General features: G+C 37.3%; 18 protein-coding genes. All 18 read left to right on the top strand.

Annotated elements, in window-relative coordinates; genetic code table 11:
- Positions 1–7 precede the first annotated feature (7 nt).
- The 18 genes from ACR30L_RS05635 (at position 8) to ACR30L_RS05720 (ending at position 17480) form a co-directional block, all read left to right on the top strand.
- Positions 8–2185 carry a chemotaxis protein CheA gene (locus ACR30L_RS05635; RefSeq protein ID WP_435237057.1) on the top strand — a complete coding sequence of 726 codons (2178 nt, stop codon included), beginning with the start codon at positions 8–10 and terminating at the stop codon, positions 2183–2185.
- Between the two features lie 13 nt (positions 2186–2198).
- A complete protein-coding gene (locus tag ACR30L_RS05640; RefSeq protein ID WP_435237058.1) occupies positions 2199–3377 on the top strand; it encodes a protein-glutamate methylesterase/protein-glutamine glutaminase in 1179 nt (392 codons plus the stop codon).
- The gene (locus tag ACR30L_RS05645; protein WP_435237059.1) at positions 3370–4125 is read left to right on the top strand and encodes a flagellar motor protein; all 756 of its coding nucleotides are present in this window, start codon (positions 3370–3372) and stop codon (positions 4123–4125) included. Before ACR30L_RS05640 ends, ACR30L_RS05645 begins: the two co-directional genes overlap by 8 nt.
- Positions 4125–5069, top strand: a complete 945-nt coding sequence (locus ACR30L_RS05650) for a flagellar motor protein MotB (RefSeq protein ID WP_435237060.1) — start codon at positions 4125–4127, stop codon at positions 5067–5069. Before ACR30L_RS05645 ends, ACR30L_RS05650 begins: the two co-directional genes overlap by 1 nt.
- Positions 5070–5071: 2 nt before the next feature.
- Positions 5072–5845 (top strand): ParA family protein, encoded by a 774-nt coding sequence (locus tag ACR30L_RS05655; protein WP_435237061.1) that lies wholly within the window; start codon positions 5072–5074, stop codon positions 5843–5845.
- Positions 5845–6549 carry a chemotaxis protein CheW gene (locus ACR30L_RS05660; RefSeq protein ID WP_435237062.1) on the top strand — a complete coding sequence of 235 codons (705 nt, stop codon included), beginning with the start codon at positions 5845–5847 and terminating at the stop codon, positions 6547–6549. Before ACR30L_RS05655 ends, ACR30L_RS05660 begins: the two co-directional genes overlap by 1 nt.
- 136 nt (positions 6550–6685) lie before the next feature.
- The gene (locus ACR30L_RS05665) at positions 6686–7174 is read left to right on the top strand and encodes a chemotaxis protein CheW (RefSeq protein ID WP_435237063.1); all 489 of its coding nucleotides are present in this window, start codon (positions 6686–6688) and stop codon (positions 7172–7174) included.
- 12 nt (positions 7175–7186) lie between these two features.
- Positions 7187–7579, top strand: a complete 393-nt coding sequence (locus tag ACR30L_RS05670; RefSeq protein ID WP_435237064.1) for a DUF2802 domain-containing protein — start codon at positions 7187–7189, stop codon at positions 7577–7579.
- A gap of 159 nt (positions 7580–7738) precedes the next feature.
- Positions 7739–8575, top strand: a complete 837-nt coding sequence (locus ACR30L_RS05675) for an MlaA family lipoprotein (protein ID WP_435237065.1) — start codon at positions 7739–7741, stop codon at positions 8573–8575.
- 13 nt (positions 8576–8588) lie between these two features.
- A complete protein-coding gene (gene cmk, locus ACR30L_RS05680) occupies positions 8589–9275 on the top strand; it encodes a (d)CMP kinase (RefSeq protein ID WP_435237066.1) in 687 nt (228 codons plus the stop codon).
- Positions 9276–9379: 104 nt separating this feature from the next.
- The gene (gene rpsA / locus ACR30L_RS05685) at positions 9380–11050 is read left to right on the top strand and encodes a 30S ribosomal protein S1 (protein ID WP_435237067.1); all 1671 of its coding nucleotides are present in this window, start codon (positions 9380–9382) and stop codon (positions 11048–11050) included.
- Between the two features lie 95 nt (positions 11051–11145).
- Positions 11146–11433, top strand: coding sequence for an integration host factor subunit beta (locus ACR30L_RS05690; protein ID WP_435237068.1), 288 nt, complete (start codon positions 11146–11148; stop codon positions 11431–11433).
- 138 nt (positions 11434–11571) lie between these two features.
- A complete protein-coding gene (locus ACR30L_RS05695; protein ID WP_435237069.1) occupies positions 11572–11874 on the top strand; it encodes a LapA family protein in 303 nt (100 codons plus the stop codon).
- Positions 11875–11880: 6 nt separating this feature from the next.
- Positions 11881–13053, top strand: coding sequence for a lipopolysaccharide assembly protein LapB (gene lapB, locus ACR30L_RS05700; protein WP_435237070.1), 1173 nt, complete (start codon positions 11881–11883; stop codon positions 13051–13053).
- A 126-nt stretch (positions 13054–13179) separates the two neighbouring features.
- On the top strand, positions 13180–13884 hold the full coding sequence (gene pyrF, locus ACR30L_RS05705) for an orotidine-5'-phosphate decarboxylase (RefSeq protein WP_435237071.1): 705 nt from the start codon (positions 13180–13182) through the stop codon (positions 13882–13884).
- Between the two features lie 63 nt (positions 13885–13947).
- Positions 13948–14634: a MaoC family dehydratase gene (locus tag ACR30L_RS05710; RefSeq protein WP_435237072.1), complete on the top strand. Its 687-nt coding sequence runs from the start codon at positions 13948–13950 to the stop codon at positions 14632–14634.
- Positions 14635–15078: 444 nt separating this feature from the next.
- Positions 15079–17034 carry a flagellin gene (locus ACR30L_RS05715; RefSeq protein WP_435237073.1) on the top strand — a complete coding sequence of 652 codons (1956 nt, stop codon included), beginning with the start codon at positions 15079–15081 and terminating at the stop codon, positions 17032–17034.
- Between the two features lie 92 nt (positions 17035–17126).
- The gene (locus ACR30L_RS05720; RefSeq protein ID WP_435237074.1) at positions 17127–17480 is read left to right on the top strand and encodes a flagellar protein FlaG; all 354 of its coding nucleotides are present in this window, start codon (positions 17127–17129) and stop codon (positions 17478–17480) included.
- Positions 17481–17506 lie beyond the last annotated feature (26 nt).

The raw sequence follows: 17506 nt of genomic DNA on the forward strand, positions 1-17506 counted from the left end.
ATGGAAAATGACATTTGAAGTAGATGATGAGATCCTGCAGGACTTTTTAGTTGAAGCTGGAGAAATTTTAGAATTACTATCTGAACAACTAGTTGATTTAGAAAATAACCCTAACGATACAGAGTTACTCAATGCCATTTTCCGTGGTTTCCATACCGTTAAAGGCGGTGCTGGGTTTTTATCACTCACTGAATTGGTTGAAACGTGTCACGGTGCTGAGAATGTGTTTGACTGTTTACGCCAGAATAATCGCAGTGTTAATGCTGGTTTAATGGACACTATTTTAGGGGCTTTAGATGTTATTAATACACAATTTGAAGCGGTTCAATCTGGTGATGAAGTAGAGGCTGCACCACCTGAAGTACTTGAGCAACTACACCGATTAAGTAAGCCTGAGTCAGAAGATGAAGTGCAGCCTGAGCCTATTGTTGAAGAGGTTGTTGTAGAAGAAGAGCCGGCTTCAAGTGGAGACAGCTCAATAGATGAAATGACACAAAATGAATTTGACGCATTATTAGATGAGTTACATTCAGAATCAGGTTCGACAGTCGCAGCTTCCGCTGCAAGTGTTGAAAATGCAGAAATTAGTGAAGATGAATTTGAATCACTACTCGACGAACTTCATGGTGCGAGTGGTCCTTCTAAAATAACGCCCAATGAGAGTGTCGCTAGCAGTGATGAAATGAATGATGATGAATTTGAGTCATTACTTGATGAGTTACATGGTAAGGGGGCGCATACTGGTCAGCCTACTCCGGTGACCGCTGAAAGTAAACCAGCAGCAAGTGGCGATGAAATTACCGATGATGAATTTGAGTCATTACTTGATGAATTACATGGTGTCGGAAAAAGTGTACAGACAATTGTCGATGAGCCCCCTAAAGCTTCTAAACCGGTAATAAAAGAAGTTCAATCAGAGCCAGTGGTTAAAAAACCAGAACCTATTCCTGCGGTTAAAAAAGAAAAACCAGTAACGCCTGCCGCAGCACCACAAACAGCAAAAAAAGCGCCCGTTGCGAAAGCTGAACCTACAGTGCGTGTCGATACTGCTATTCTCGATGAATTGATGAATATGGTTGGTGAGCTAGTGCTAGTGCGTAATCGTTTAGTGAGTTTGGAAACCAATTCTGAAGATGAAGAAATATCGCGTGCGGTTGCAAATCTTGATATTGTGACCGGTGATCTGCAAGGGTCGGTAATGAAGACTCGTATGCAACCGATTAAAAAAGTATTTGGTAAGTTTCCTCGTGTTGTTAGGGACTTAGCGCGGACACTAGGTAAAGATATTCGATTAGATTTAGTTGGTGAAGAAACAGATCTTGATAAAAATTTAGTGGAAGCACTTGCCGATCCATTAGTGCATTTAGTGAGAAATTCGGTTGACCATGGTATAGAAATGCCAAATATTCGTATGCAAAATGGCAAGGAGAAGCAAGGTTGTATATTACTTTCTGCGTCTCAAGAAGGTGATCATATCTTGCTTGTTATCGAAGATGATGGTGCCGGGATGGATGCGCAAAAATTAAAAGGCATTGCGATGAGCAAAGGTATCTTAGATCAAGATGGTGCGGATCGGATGTCAGACAAAGAAGCCTATTCATTAATTTTTGCTCCTGGTTTTTCAACTAAGGTTGAAATTTCTGATATTTCCGGCCGTGGTGTTGGTATGGATGTTGTAAAAACCGGTATCAGTAAGCTAAACGGTACTATTTCAATTGACTCGGAATTAGGCAAAGGGACGCGTTTGGAAATAACGGTTCCATTGACCTTGGCTATACTACCCACTTTAATGATTGTCGTTGAAGAACAAACCTTTGCATTGCCGTTGACTAATGTTAATGAAATTTTCCATTTAGATCTCTCCAAAACCAATTATGTTGATGGGCAGTTAACGATTGTTATCCGTGAACATGCTATTCCATTATTTTATCTTCGTGATTGGTTGGCGAAAGATGCGGCACCTGTTGAAAAGAGAAAAGGGGTGGGGCATATCGTTATTGTACAATTAGGTGTCAAACAGGTCGCTTTTGTCGTTGATGCTTTATTAGGACAAGAAGAAGTGGTTATCAAACCTTTAGACAAGTTATTAACGGGTACGCCTGGTATGGCGGGAGCAACGATTACCAGTGATGGTGGTATTGCATTAATCCTTGATTTGCCAAGTTTACTAAAGCATTACGTGTAAAATAGGATTCAGAATGACCGTTAAAGTATTAGTTGTTGATGATTCGAGTTTTTTTCGCCGCAGGGTCAGCGATATTATTAACCAATCCCCCTCATTAGAAGTAATTGGAACAGCTAATAATGGGGTAGAAGCAATTGAAATGGTTAATAAATTAAGGCCCGATGTTGTGACTATGGATGTTGAAATGCCAGTGATGGATGGTATTACAGCGGTGAAAAAAATAATGGAAACGAATCCATTACCTATTTTAATGTTTTCGTCATTAACTCACCAAGGTGCTAGTGCAACATTAGATGCATTAGAAGCTGGTGCTGCTGATTTTTTACCGAAAAAATTTGAAGATATTGCACGTAACAAAGATGATGCTATCGCGCTCTTGCAACAACGCATTAAAGCGATTGCGAGTCGACGACCTGCTAGAGTGGTAAGAACATCTCCGGTGAGAGATGTTTCTACACCATCACGTTCTCTTAATACACCGCCATTATCCGCGTTACAAAAATTGAAAAGTAGTAATGCGGCTAGAATAAATTCATCGTCAACTAATTCAAGTCGAACAGAGAATACTGAGCCAGCTCAAGCTATCCCACAGAAGCGGTTTGTTGCATCGGGTAAAACATACGATATTCTTGCCATCGGTACATCGACTGGTGGCCCCGTTGCTTTACAAACAGTCTTAACAGCTTTACCTGCTAATTTTAAGATGCCCATTTTGCTTATTCAACATATGCCAGGTACTTTTACCAAAGCATTTGCTGAGCGTCTTAATGGAATATGCAAAATTAACGTAAAAGAGGCGAGTGATGGCGATATGCTACAGCCTGGTTGTGCATATCTTGCGCCTGGTGGAAAACAAATGTTAATTGATGGGCGTTCAGGGAGAAGTAAGATACGTATTCATGAAGGAAACGAGAAATTAAATTATAAGCCAAGTGTTGATATCACTTTCGCTTCTTTATCTAAACAATATGGTAATAAAGTGCTGGCTATTGTTTTAACGGGGATGGGGGCAGATGGCAGAGATGGTGCCCGTATGCTTAAAGAAAAAGGATCCGTTATCTGGGCGCAAGATGAAGCAAGTTGTGTCGTTTATGGGATGCCACAAGCAGTTGCAAAAGCGGGGATAGCAACGGAGTCTCTTCCCTTGGATCAAGTTGCAAAACGTATCAAAGTTGAATTGAGATATGAATAAACTGAGTCTTTTTGGTTTTGTCGTTATTATCTGTTGCTTGCTATTTGCACAGGTTTATCATGGCGCCGCAGTCTCTGGATTATTTGATTTACCCGCATTTTTAATCGTGTTTGGTGGCACATTAGGTGCAGTTATGATCCAATCATCTAACAAGCAATTTCGTCATGCATTAGCTCTTTTAAATGATATTTTTATTACTCCAGTTGTTTCTTTGGATGCTCAGTCTAAAAAAATCCAAGCATGGTCTTTGAAATCTCGACAACAGGGGTTACTGAGTTTAGAAAAAGAAGTTGAAGATGAAGTTGAAGATCCCTTTACGCAAAAAGGTTTAGCAATGCTTGTCGATGGCAGCGATCATCTTGTTCTTCAAGATGTATTACAACAAGATATTGATTTAGAAAGTGAGCACTATGAACGCAGTGCTCAGCTCTATGAGTCCATGGGAGGATACAGCCCAACAATAGGCATAATAGGGGCTGTTTTAGGACTAATTGAAGCAATGAGTTATTTAGATCAACCAGATAAATTAGGGGAAGGTATTGCCGTTGCTTTTATTGCGACGATATATGGTGTTGGTTTTGCTAACTTTATATATTTACCTATCGCTAATAAAATCCGATTATATTATCAATATATTGCTATCTATAAGGAAATGACACTAGTTGGGTTAATTGCGATTGCACATGGTGATAATGGTTTATTGCTCGAGCGTCGTTTAAATTCCTATATTAATCGAGCTTCATTTTAGTGAGAGCAAAAGGCCGTTCCCGGGCTAATCTACATGCGGGAAATGATCTTAATCGTTGGACTATTTCCTTTGCCGATTTTATGACGCTTATGTTTGCTGTGTTTGTTGTACTTTATGCGGTGGCAATAAGTAAAGAAGAAAAATACAAAGAAGTCATACAAAGTATCCAAAATGCTAGTAAGTTAATTAACCCTACAATGCTTAATCCGGAACGGGAACAAATACTGCTCAAGCAGAGCAATAATATTATTGAAGAAAAAGGACCTGCGATTCTTTCTGATAATGGTGATAAACAAGCTAAAGATCAGCTCTCAGATGTCGATAACCTAAAAAAAGGGGCCCAATTAAGTGAATTAAAGCTCGAATTGGAAAATGCACTTTTATCTGATTTGACTAATGCGTCAGTAAAATTAGATTTAGAAGGAGAGTGGCTAACGATTGAAATGGGAGGGGATTTATTATTTGTCGGTGGTAGTCACACCTTATTGAATACTGCTAAGCAGCAATTAGAAAGATTAGCCAAGGTATTAATGCCAGTTAACAATATGTTGAGAATTAGGGGCTATACAGACCCTGAACCAATTTCCAATGAAATATATTTATCAAATTGGGAATTATCAGGGCTGCGGGCTTTTGCTGTATTACATGCATTAAATGCACTGGGAGTTGATGGTCATCGAATGGCAATGGAAGCATATGGTCCATATTATCCAGTATTTGATACACAAAATAAGATAGATAATGTACGAAGTCGACGTGTTGTTATCGCTATTTCAAAATATGCGTTAGTGGAAGCTGAAGTAAGTCATCCTGTTGCGCCTAAATCGGATGCAGATACAAATGATGCAGTGCCTGTTGTAGATGAAATTAAGGCTGATAGTAAAGAGATGCGCGAAATACATTTACCCAATAACCGATTAATTATTACCACAAGGCAGGAATGACGTTGTTAGTTTGGACAGTTGCGAATCAAAAAGGTGGGGTAGGGAAAACAACAACGGTGGTGTCATTAGCTGGCCTTTTAGCTGAGAGAGGTTTTCGTGTTTTATTAATCGATACGGATCCCCATGCCTCTTTAACTAGTTACCTACAGTATGACTCGGATCAATTGCCAGTAAGTTTATTTGATTTATTTACTGAGCCTGCTGAAAATAAGGCTGAATTAGCGCAAGTTATTCTTCCTACTGAAATTCATAATATTTCGTTAATTCCTGCATCGATGGCATTAGCGACATTAGATCGAGTACTTGGAAACAAAGAGGGAATGGGGCTGTTTTTAAAAAAACAATTATTACTTGTTGAAGATGATTATGACTTTGTATTAATTGATTGCCCGCCTGTCCTGGGGGTCATGATGGTTAATGCTTTGGCTGCTTGTGAAAGAATTTTGGTACCAGTGCAGACTGAATTCCTCGCAGCTAAAGGGCTTGAACGAATGATTAAAACGCTGCAAATAATGCAAAAGTCACGCAATGATCATTTTGAGTATTGTATTATTCCTACTATGTTCGATAAGCGAACGCGGGCTTCATTAAATACATTAAAAGATTTAAAAAACAGTTATGCAAATAGAGTCTGGAATGGAGTAGTGCCCGTTGATACAAAATTTAGAGATGCAAGTTTAAAGCACTTACCTATCTCTTCTCATTCACGAAATTGCCGAGGTGCTTTTGCCTATGAAACGTTACTTAACTACTTGTTACAGATTGAGCCAAATTAATGAAAAATCATAATGATAAAGCAATAGAGCAATATTTTAACTCGATGCTTGATGATACTGCGGCTAAAACTAGCGATGCTGAAAATATAAATAATGATATACCGTCTCAATTAGCTAGTTTACCTGCGGTTACGCCAGTTATTACTGAAACAATTGTTTTTCCAGAAGACCAATCAGAAGAGCAAGTTGCAATTATAATAGAGGAGCAACGTGAATCAGAGGGGCTCGATAATCAACAATCTGAAGTGTGGAAGAATCTTGAAGTTGAAAATGAGTTTCAAGTATTATTTTTTAAATTATCTTCATTAACTTTTGCTGTTCCCCTAGTAGACCTAGGAGGAATACATCATTTAGATACATCATTAAATGAATTGTTTGGTAAGCCCGATTGGTTTTCAGGTGTCATGCCACGAGGCGATATGCTCTATAATATTGTTGATACAGCTAAATGGATAGGAATAGGGGAAACATCTGAAACATTAAACTATAGTCATTATGTTATACTTGGTGAAACAAAATGGGGGTTATCCTGTGAAAAGTTACTGGGTACTGAAACGATAACGCGTGCTGAAGTTGAGTGGCGTAAAGTGAGCGGTAAAAGGCCATGGTTAGCGGGTATGATCAAAGATAAAATGTGTGCATTGATACATGCCGATGAGCTTATTAAGCTATTGAACAATGGAATGAATATTAAGGGTCATTAACATTTATGTTTATTGTTGTTTATCGTATTGATAAATGATTAGTTAATGATAGTAAGTAAAAATAACGTTGAATGATGAAATAAATATCAGCAATTGAAATACATTTATTAATTCACTAAATTAAGTAGAGAGTCTTATGTCTAGAAACAGTAGTGTAGTAGAAACATCTTCAGAGAATGAAGTACTCCAACGTGTGACTTTTCAATTAGAAAATGAAACCTATGGCATTAACGTGATGCAAGTGCAAGAAATTTTACGATATAGTGAAATTGCAGCGGTACCTGGTGCACCTGATTATGTTTTGGGGATTATTAATATTCGTGGTAATGTTGTTACCGTTATAGATACACGTTCTCGATTCGGTTTAATGCCTGCTGAAATTACGGATAATAGCAGAATTGTTATTATCGAAGCAGAAACGCAAGTTATTGGTATTTTGGTTGATAGCGTTGCTGAAGTTGTGTATCTAAAAAAATCTGAAATCGAAGATGCGCCTAATGTAGGGACTGAAGAAAGTTCTCAATTCATTCAAGGTGTGGCGAATCGCGAGAACGGATTACTTATTTTAGTTGATTTAAATAAACTGCTTAGTGATCAAGAGTGGGACGAACTAAATCTTTTATAATTAGAGTTATTGATGTTTATACAATATATTTCTTGGCTAGCCTTAGTGTTAGCCTTTGTTTTTTTTATTGTTTGTTATTTATTAATAAAAAAACAAGCTAAAAAAATTGATGCATTACAACTGTTAGTGAAAACGTTGCTTGCAAGTAACGATTCATTTAAAAAACAGTTTACTGAGATTCATTCGGGAAGCATTGGTATGGGGAAAAAAATTCAGCAACTCGATGCTATTGTGAAAAAAACACAAGAAAACCAATTAAATTTAGTCGCACAGGCACCAGAAAATCGGCTTTATACTCGTGCTACTAAAATGGTTGAACTTGGAGCATCTATCGAAGAGTTGATGGTCGAATGTGAGCTTCCTCGTGCAGAAGCTGAGTTGTTATTAAATCTGCATAGAAAATAAGTTATTTTATTTTTGTTTCTGCCACGTTGAGGCATTTATTACTATTTTATGGTAAACATACATTTAGTGTTAATTGTTATCGTTCCTATCATTTACCATTGTTAAAGATGCTAAACAAATAAGACTCCTTGTTATTAATAAAATGAAGATATCAGACCTATGTTAAATTTTTTATCGCTATGCCAATCTTGTACTTCACTGTCTATCCGTACTATCTTGTTTGCTCTTCTTTTATCTCCTGCAATATCATTTGCTGAATCTGACAGTACTTATACAGAGGAGAAAGGGGCTGAATATGAAATGAATGACCCATTTGAACCATTTAACCGAGTTATGTGGGATTTTAACTATAAAGTAATGGATGCCTATATATATCGTCCAGTTACTGAGAATTATGTGGAATTTGTACCAAAACCAGGACGTAAAGCGATTAATAACTTTGTATCAAATTTCGATGAGCCTTCTACGTTTGTAAACAACTTATTGCAGTTTAATTTTAAATACTCTGCGCAAGCCTTTTTCCGATTTTCAGTTAATTCAACTTTTGGATTGTTAGGTTTTTTAGATGTTGCTGATAAGTTAGGGGTACCACGCAGAAAAGAAACATTTTCAAATGTACTTGGACGTTGGTCTGTTCCTAATGGACCGTATTTGATGTTACCTTTTATTGGACCTGAAAGTACGAGAGAATTAGTTGGAGGCGTTGTTGATGGGTTGTATTTTCCATTTAGTTATCTTTCTTTTGGTGAAGAGGTTGGCTTAGAAGTGTTTGATGGTTTAGATACACGAGAGAGTCTACTTGGCCAAGAAGGGCTACTTGAACAATCGCTTGATCCGTATTTGTTTGTAAAAAATGCGTATATCCAATATAAGACATTTGTTTTTTTAGAAGGTGATAATCAACTAAATTTAATCGAATCCCAACAATCTGATCTTTATGATGATCAACTTGAAGAGTTTGATGATTTTGATGATTATCTCGATGAAATAGATTAATACAAGGTAAGTAATGATTAATAAAAATTTAATTACCATTGATGGGCCAAGTGGTTCGGGTAAAGGCACTGTTTGTCATATTTTGGCAAAAAAATTAAATTGGCATTTACTCGATAGTGGGGCGTTATATCGTATTTTAGCTTTTGTTGCGCTACAACAACATATTGAATTAGATAATCACGTCGAATTAACGGAATTAGCGCTTAATTTAGATGTTTCTTTTAAGTCTAATGGTACTGGGGTTGATACGCTGATTTCTGGTGAAAATGTCGGTGATAAATTAAGAACAGAAATTGTCGCTCAGGCTGCATCTCAAGTTGCCGCGATTCAAGCCGTAAGAGATGCTTTACTCGCGCGCCAAAAAGCTTTTTATCAAATGCCTGGTTTAATTGCAGATGGGCGTGATATGGGAACTGTTGTTTTCCCCGACGCGCCAGTTAAAATATTTTTAGATGCTAGTGCTGAAGAACGAGCACAGAGGCGTTTTAATCAGTTGCAAGATAAGGGCTTTAGTGTTAGTATCGCGCAAATTTTAAGCGAAATCAGAGAGCGAGATTTTCGTGACCGTAATCGTCCTGTTGCGCCTTTAAAGCCTGCAGACGACGCTATCGTGATCGACTCAACGTCATTAAGCATTGATGAAGTTGTGGATCAAGTTCTTCAACTGACGAACCTTAAGCTAAACTTAACGGTTGAATAATCAATCGTTAACTAATACTGCTTTACGGATGAAGTGGTAATCTTTTTCAGCCTCCCTTACTAATGGATTGTATGTGGTTGTATAAAATAAGTGTGAATAAATAGATGATGGAATCTTTTGCTGAACTATTTGAAGAATCTCTTCAACAAGTAGAAACTCGCCCAGGTACGATTGTTAAAGGTACAATCGTAGGAATTCGTAACAACCTAGTATTCGTTGATGCTGGTCTTAAATCTGAAGCTGCTATCCCAGCTGAAGAATTCAAGAACGCTGCAGGCGAAATCGAAGTTGCTGTAGGCGATGTTTGTGATGTAGCGCTAGATGCTGTGGAAGATGGTTTCGGTGAAACTAAACTTTCTCGCGAAAAAGCGAAACGTCATGAAGCTTGGATCCAGCTTGAGAAAGCATACGAAGACCAAGAAACTGTTATCGGTGTTATTAACGGTAAAGTTAAAGGTGGTTTCACTGTTGAATTAAACGGTATTCGTGCTTTCCTACCTGGTTCATTAGTTGACGTACGTCCGGTACGTGACACTGCTCACCTTGAAAACAAAGATATTGAATTCAAAGTGATCAAACTTGATCAAAAACGTAATAACGTTGTTGTATCTCGCCGTGCTGTTATCGAAACTGAAAACAGTGCAGAACGTGATGAATTACTTGAAAATCTTCAAGAAGGTCAAGACGTTAAAGGTATCGTTAAAAACCTAACTGACTACGGTGCTTTCGTAGATCTAGGTGGTGTTGACGGGCTACTACATATCACTGATATGGCTTGGAAACGTGTTAAACATCCAAGTGAAATTGTTAATGTTGGTGATGAAATCAATGTTAAAGTACTTAAATTCGATCGTGAGCGTACACGTGTTTCTCTAGGTCTTAAACAACTTGGTGAAGATCCATGGGTAGCAATTGCTAAGCGTTACCCAGAAGGCACTCGTCTAACTGGTAAAGTGACTAACTTAACAGATTACGGTTGTTTCGTTGAGATTGAAGAAGGCGTTGAAGGTCTAGTTCACGTAAGTGAAATGGATTGGACTAACAAAAATATTCATCCATCTAAAGTTGTTAATCTTGGTGATTCTGCTGAAGTTATGGTTTTGGATATCGATGAAGAACGTCGTCGTATTTCTCTAGGTCTTAAACAGTGTAAACCTAATCCATGGGAAGAATTCTCTTCAACTCATGATAAAGGTCAGAAAGTTTCTGGTAAGATCAAATCTATCACTGACTTTGGTATCTTCATTGGTCTTGATGGAAACATCGATGGTTTAGTACATCTTTCTGATATCAGCTGGGATGTTGAAGGCGAAAAAGCAGTTCAAGAGTACAAAAAAGGCGACGAAATCGAAGCTGTTGTACTACAAGTTGACCCAGAGCGTGAACGTATCTCTCTAGGTATTAAACAAATTGCTGCAGACCCATTCAATAATTACTTAGCAGAAAACAAGAAAGGGACTATTGTTGTAGGTACTCTAGCTGAAGTTGATGCTAAAGGTGCAACTGTTACTCTTGCAGATAGCGTTGAAGGTTACATCCGTGTTGCTGATATTTCACGTGACCGTATCGAAGATGCATCTGCAGTATTAAAAGCGGGTGATTCTGTTGAAGCTAAATTCGTTGGTGTTGATCGTAAAAACCGCGTAATTAGCCTTTCTATCAAAGCGAAAGATGAAGCTGATGAGAAAGAAGCTATTGATAGCTTAAAACAACAAGATAAAGAAAGCATGGGTAATGCAATGCTTGACGCGTTTAATGCAGCTAAAGGCAAATAATTAATTAGGCAGTGGTTATTGTCCACTGCCATTAATTAGCATTAACTGGAGTCGGTTTACTATATTCATTTACATTTATGAACACGAGGTAAGTTATGACTAAGTCTGATTTAATAGAAAGACTAACCAGCAAGCACTTTCAATTGTCGGTTAAAGATATTGAGGATAGTGTTAAGGAAACATTGACATTAATGACAGATTCTCTTGCTAATGGTGAGCGAATTGAAGTCAGAGGTTTTGGCAGTTTTTCATTGCATTATCGTGCTCCTCGAATTGGACGTAATCCTAAAACAGGAGATAAAGTCGAATTAGGTGGTAAGTATGTTCCTCATTTTAAACCTGGCAAATCTCTGAGAGAGCGGGTAAATGCTGCAAATGCTTAATACTTTTCTGGTATAGCTAAAATGGTGCTTTTATAGCACCTTTTTTTTATCTAGAATTTAATATATGTTTTCAATGATTTATTCACAAATAAAATTATAATAGACTGCTATAATTACTATTTTCTATCAGGTGTTAATATGAAACGCTTAATTACTTTAATCATTTTAATTATTGCTATTTTACTTTTTGGCATTGCCATTATTCTTGGATTGAAAAATCAGCAACTAATCGACGTCAATTATCTCATTGCTGAAAATGAGGTTCCTCTTGCTACATTATCGGCCATTATTTTTATGTTTGGTTTTATTGTTGCAGGTTTCTTCGGTAGTTTTTTCTATTTGAAACTGAAAATGAAAACGAGACAATTGCGTAAAGTGAATAACAAGCAACTTAAAGAGCTTGAACAGTTACGTAACGCGTCTCAAATCACACAAGATTAATTTTTAGTGCAAGAGATATTCTTTCTTTTACTGCCAATTGCAGCCTTATATGGTTGGTATATGGGCGCGCGTAGCGTTTATCAAAAGAATCAAAAGAAAGATAATAAACTCAGCAGAGATTATGTCAAAGGGCTTAATTTCTTATTAAGTGAGCAACCCGATAAAGCGGTTGATCATTTTATTGCTTTACTGAAAGTGGATGATGACACGATTGATACTCACCTTGCGCTGGGTAACTTATTCCGTCAGCGAGGTGAGGTCGAACGTGCAATACGAATCCATCAAAACTTAATCGCTCGTCCTACCTTGACCCGAGAGCAGCGTGATCTTGCCCTTTTGCAATTAGGGAATGATTTTTATCAATCTGGGTTATTTGATCGTAGTGAGGAAATATTTCTTCAACTAAAAGAGTCCCCTGAATATAGACAACTCGCTCTTGAAAAACTATTGCTTATTTATCAACAGTTAAAAGATTGGAATGAAGCTGTTTCGGTTGCTGAAGTCTTGAGTAAATTGTTGAAAGGAAAAGCTAACCGAAGAACTTTATCCTATTTATATTGTAGTTTGGCAGAACAGTCTGACAAGCCAAAAGACGATAAACAAAAGGTTAAACTTTATCAAAAAGCGTTGACTACTTATCCTAATTGTATTCGTGCAGGAATTGGCCTTGCTGATCATTATGAGTCTAACAATGAACTTGAAAAAGCATTAGAAATAATAAAACAAGTTGCTGAAGCCGATGTTGAATTTACCGCAGTGATTCTTGAACAATTATTACGCTTGCATCAAGGCCTAGGTACCGAACAAGCTTTGATTAATTATTTGTATCGAATAGTGAGTTTGGGGGGCGGTGCAAGTGCTGTCATTATGCTTGCAAAGTTGATTGCCAAATACAAAGATATTCATACGGCTCAGGCTTTTATTCTTCAAGAATTACGTCGTAATCCCACAATGAAAGGGTTTAACCACTTGATGACTTACCATCTTCAATTGGCTAATTCTGAAAGTGAAAAAAAGAATTTAGCGTTTTTACAAAAATTAGTTTCAGAGCAAATAAAATTAAGACCTCAATATCGTTGTCAAAAATGTGGTTACTCGAGTAAAAAACTTTTTTGGTTATGTCCTTCTTGTAAAAGTTGGGGACGTATAAAACCTATTCGTGGGCTTGATGGTGAGTAGTTGTGTTCGCATTAGAAAAAGCTTGATGTCTTAAAATATAAATTCGCATCATCCGCTAACTTTAGCATTAGGCCAATAACTCATTGTAAATCGAGTTTTATAAATATTAATTAAGTAGAGGAAATAATGAGTCAGTTATCTGATCCGAAAGTAATTATTGCATTAGATTATGCCGATAAACAACAGGCACTAGATTTTATAGCACAACTTGATCCATTAACTTGCCGTTTAAAAATAGGTAAAGAGATGTTTACCCGCTTTGGGCCGGAATTTGTTAAACAAGTTGTTGCAAAAAACTTTGATGTTTTTTTAGATCTTAAGTTTCACGATATTCCTAATACCGTTGCACAAGCTGTTAAAGCTGCTGCTGACCTTGGTGTTTGGATGGTTAATGTTCATGCAAGCGGTGGACGCCGAATGATGGAAGCTGCTAAGCAGATTTTAGAGCCCTATGGGGAAAATGCACCAATTCTTATTGCAGTGACAGTCTTAACCAGCATGGAACAGTCAGATTTAAATGAACTAGGTATTACTATCACACCTGCTGAGCAGGTTAATAAGCTAGCTTTATTAACAAAATCTTCAGGTCTTGATGGTGTGGTTTGTTCATCTCATGAAACAACAGAATTAAAACATTTACTGGGAGCTGATTTTAAATTAATTACTCCGGGAATTCGTCCTGCCGGAACGGATGCTGGAGATCAACGCCGAATTAAAACACCGAAACAAGCCGTTGATAGTGGTTCTGATTATCTAGTTATTGGTCGTCCTATTACTAAGGCTGCTGATCCGGTTCAGGTGTTAACAGAGATAAATGCCAGTTTAGTCTAGTTTGTGGCCAATTGGTGTAATAACGTTACAGCCCTATGGGTGTAATTTGTATTAGGTTGTTTAATGAAAAAAATTGCTATTAATAAATATAAAGTCGAGTTTATGGAAAAATTTTCTTTTGAAGTTAGAGAGTGGATGTCGCCAACAATTCGAGATTATTATTCATTATTTATCAAGAAGGCACATTACAACAAAAGTCAAATACTCTCATGGGTAAAAGAATACTCGATTTTAAAAGATGGGCGTTCGGTAAATGTAGAGCAAAAACCAGTACAATTATCACCGGATGCGCGGGAATTATTCCTAACGTTATGTGCGCAACTTGGTCAAGAAGTACATGTTGGAGAGTGGTTAGAGATCTCACAGGAGAGAATCGATAAATTTTCTGATGTAACTGAAGATCATCAATGGATACATAATGATATTGAGCGTGCAAAAAATGAATCTCCTTTTAAAACAACAATTGCACATGGTTTTTTAACGTTATCATTACTGCCGCGTTTAACCGAAAGTGTTAATCCAGAAAATTCATTGTATAAAAGTGCTAAAATGACGGTTAATTATGGGCTTAACCAAGTTCGTTTTCCTTATCCTGTTAAAACTGGGAGCGTAATTCGCGCTCACAGTCGGTTAATTAAAGTGACACCTATTAAACGCGGTTTGGAGATAGAGAAAGAAATTTCTATTGAGATTAAAAATACTCGCCGTCCAGGGTGTGTTGCTGTGTCCGTCGTTCGTGTGTATTTTTAACGCGAATTTTAATCGTTAAATTCACCTTGTCTAATTTTCGTAAGGCAAGGTAAATCCTCCCTAATTTCCTTCCATGAAATTTATTTACTTTACTCTTAATCTTGAAGTTAGATAAAGGTTACTTGATATTCTAAGTCTACTTATTAAATATTGAAAATTATTAACTCCTTGTTTTTATTGTTGTTAGTTACTCATTTATTTCATAAATATACCATTTTCAAATAAATCGTTATTAATCTCTAAAGAATTTTTGATGAATGTCGATACAGTTATTAAGTCTGAACAACTAAGTTAAAAAGTTGAAAACTCGACTGTTTAGAAATGCGCCGTTAAAGAATTAAAAAACATTAAAGTTATTTTTTAAGCGGTCGATAAATAATTTATACACCAATTTAATCTTAAGTCTTTGTAAACTTAAGCCAGAAAAACATAAAGGAGAAGTTTATGTCATCAGTAATAAATACCAATGTGATGTCTTTAAATGCACAACGTCAATTAGGTAAATCACAAGCAGTAAGCAACCAAGCTATGGAACGTTTATCTTCTGGCTTACGTATTAACAGTGCAAAAGATGATGCAGCAGGTCTTGCTATTTCAACTGGCATGCAATCTCAAATTAGAGGTATCAATCAAGGCGTACGTAATGCTAACGATGGTATTTCAATGGCGCAAACGGCTGAAGGCTCAATGGATGAAATGACTAACATCCTACAACGTATGCGTGAGTTATCAGTACAAGCATCAAATGATACAAACTCTTCATCAAACAGGGCATCAATCCAAAAAGAAGTGGATCAACTCTATTCTGAAATTGACCGTATCGCTGAAACAACACAGTTTAACGGAACTAATCTATTAGATGGTTCAAGTAAATCAACTACATTACAAATTGGTGCTAACTCAGGTGAAACACTTTCTTTCTCTATCGATTCTGTTACGACGAAAGACCTTAATTTGAATGCAACATCTGGTTTAGGTGAGTTAAATGGTGGACGTGTTTCGGGTACAAGTACAGCAGATGGCGATATGGCTATCAATGGCGTTGATATTGGTGCTTCAGGTACAACGGCTAAATCATCTGCTTCTGCAATTAATGCAAAAACAGGGTTAACCGGAGCTTCTGCAACTGCTTATAACGTAGTTGAAGGTACTGGTGGTATTTCTGGGGTAACAAGTGGTGATTTAACTATCGACGGTGGTAATGGCGCGGTGCAAATTGCAGCTACATCAAGTGCACAAGACCTTGTTGATACCATTAACCGTGATGTAGGTGGTGTAACTGCAGCGTTAAATAGTGATGGTGGATTAGTATTAAGTAATGATACTGGTGAAGACATTGTTATTGGTAATGCTGGCGCTGGTAATAACGATGCATCTGCAATTGGTTTAACAGAAGATACTTATAAAGGTATGGTTGCATTAACAAGCTCTGATGGTGCTGAGATTGAAATTTCACAGGGGACTTCAGCAACAGCAAGTGCTGGAGCAGTACAAGACTTCGGTTTTAATGAAGGTGTTGGTTCATCTTCAATCAAAGGTAGTGAAATTGATGAAACATTACCGGCTATTAGTGCAAATGACCAAATTAAAATAAATGGTGTTGATTTAGGTGCGGTTTCAGGTACTTCTGCTGCTGACAAAGCCTTTGCGATTAATGAAATATCAGGTGAAACAGGTGTTACTGCATCGGCTAAAACTGAAGTTTCTTATTCAGCTGAACCAGGCACACTAGCTGACCTAAGTATTAATGGTGCAGCGGTTGACTTAACGGGTGCTGCATCACTTGATGATGTTGTAAGTGCGATTAATTCAACAGGTTTACAAGGGGTTGTTGCAAGTGCTGATGCCGATACCGGTGAGTTGGTATTAACTTCTCAGTCTGGTTCTGATATTAACATTCAAGCTTCTGCTGGTTTATCTGATGCAGCGGGTAGTGCGGTGACCGACGAAACAACGGGTGGTCAAATTACATTAACAGGTGACAACGGTAAAGATGTTGTTGTAACAAGTGATGCAATTAGCCAAGGCGCAAAAGAAACAGCCTTAGATAAATTAGGTATGACTGACCAAGGCGGAAGTTCAGCTGCAGTTGGAACTGGTTTAAGTGTTGCTACTTCAGCAAATGCACAAAATAGTATTGACCGTATTGATGACGCATTGAATAAGATTTCTGATTCTCGAGCTAATCTTGGTGCGATTCAAAACCGTTTAGGTTCAACAATTTCTAACTTAGAAAATGTATCACAAAATACATCGGCAGCAAACTCTCGAATTCAAGATGCAGACTTTGCGGCAGAAACATCTAAAATGAGCAAATCACAAATCTTACAACAAGCAGGTACATCGATGTTAGCGCAAGCAAATGCATCTTCACAAAGTGTACTTTCACTTCTTGGTTAATTTTTCAAGGGTGCTCGCTAAACAGTAATATCAATAGCTCCCTCGTAGTAGGGGGCTTTTTTGCTATGATTAAGATGTAAATTGGAGGCTATATGTCAGATTTAAATATATCACTATCATTACCCAAGTTAATACCAGGAAAAGCAGATGTAGTGAATACACTGCCAGTTAATAAAGAACTTGCTAGCGTAGATAAAGCCGAGCAAGAAGTTAAAGAATTACCATCTAAAGAAGTGGATGCAGCGGTAGAAGAAGTTAATGCTTTTATGCAAAGCATGGAACGAAACTTATCTTTTCGGGTTGATGAAGATCTTGGTGAGCCAATTATATCGGTTATGGATCTTGAAACTGATGAGGTGATTCGTCAAATACCATCTGAAGAGTTATTAGTTATTCGTAAAAAGATGGACGATGTAAATGGGACATTATTTGATGATGAAGTCTAATATTAAGTATGGAGGTATAGATTTAT

The organism is Psychromonas saccharinae (genome assembly GCF_051201515.1).
Lineage (GTDB): Bacteria > Pseudomonadota > Gammaproteobacteria > Enterobacterales > Psychromonadaceae > Psychromonas.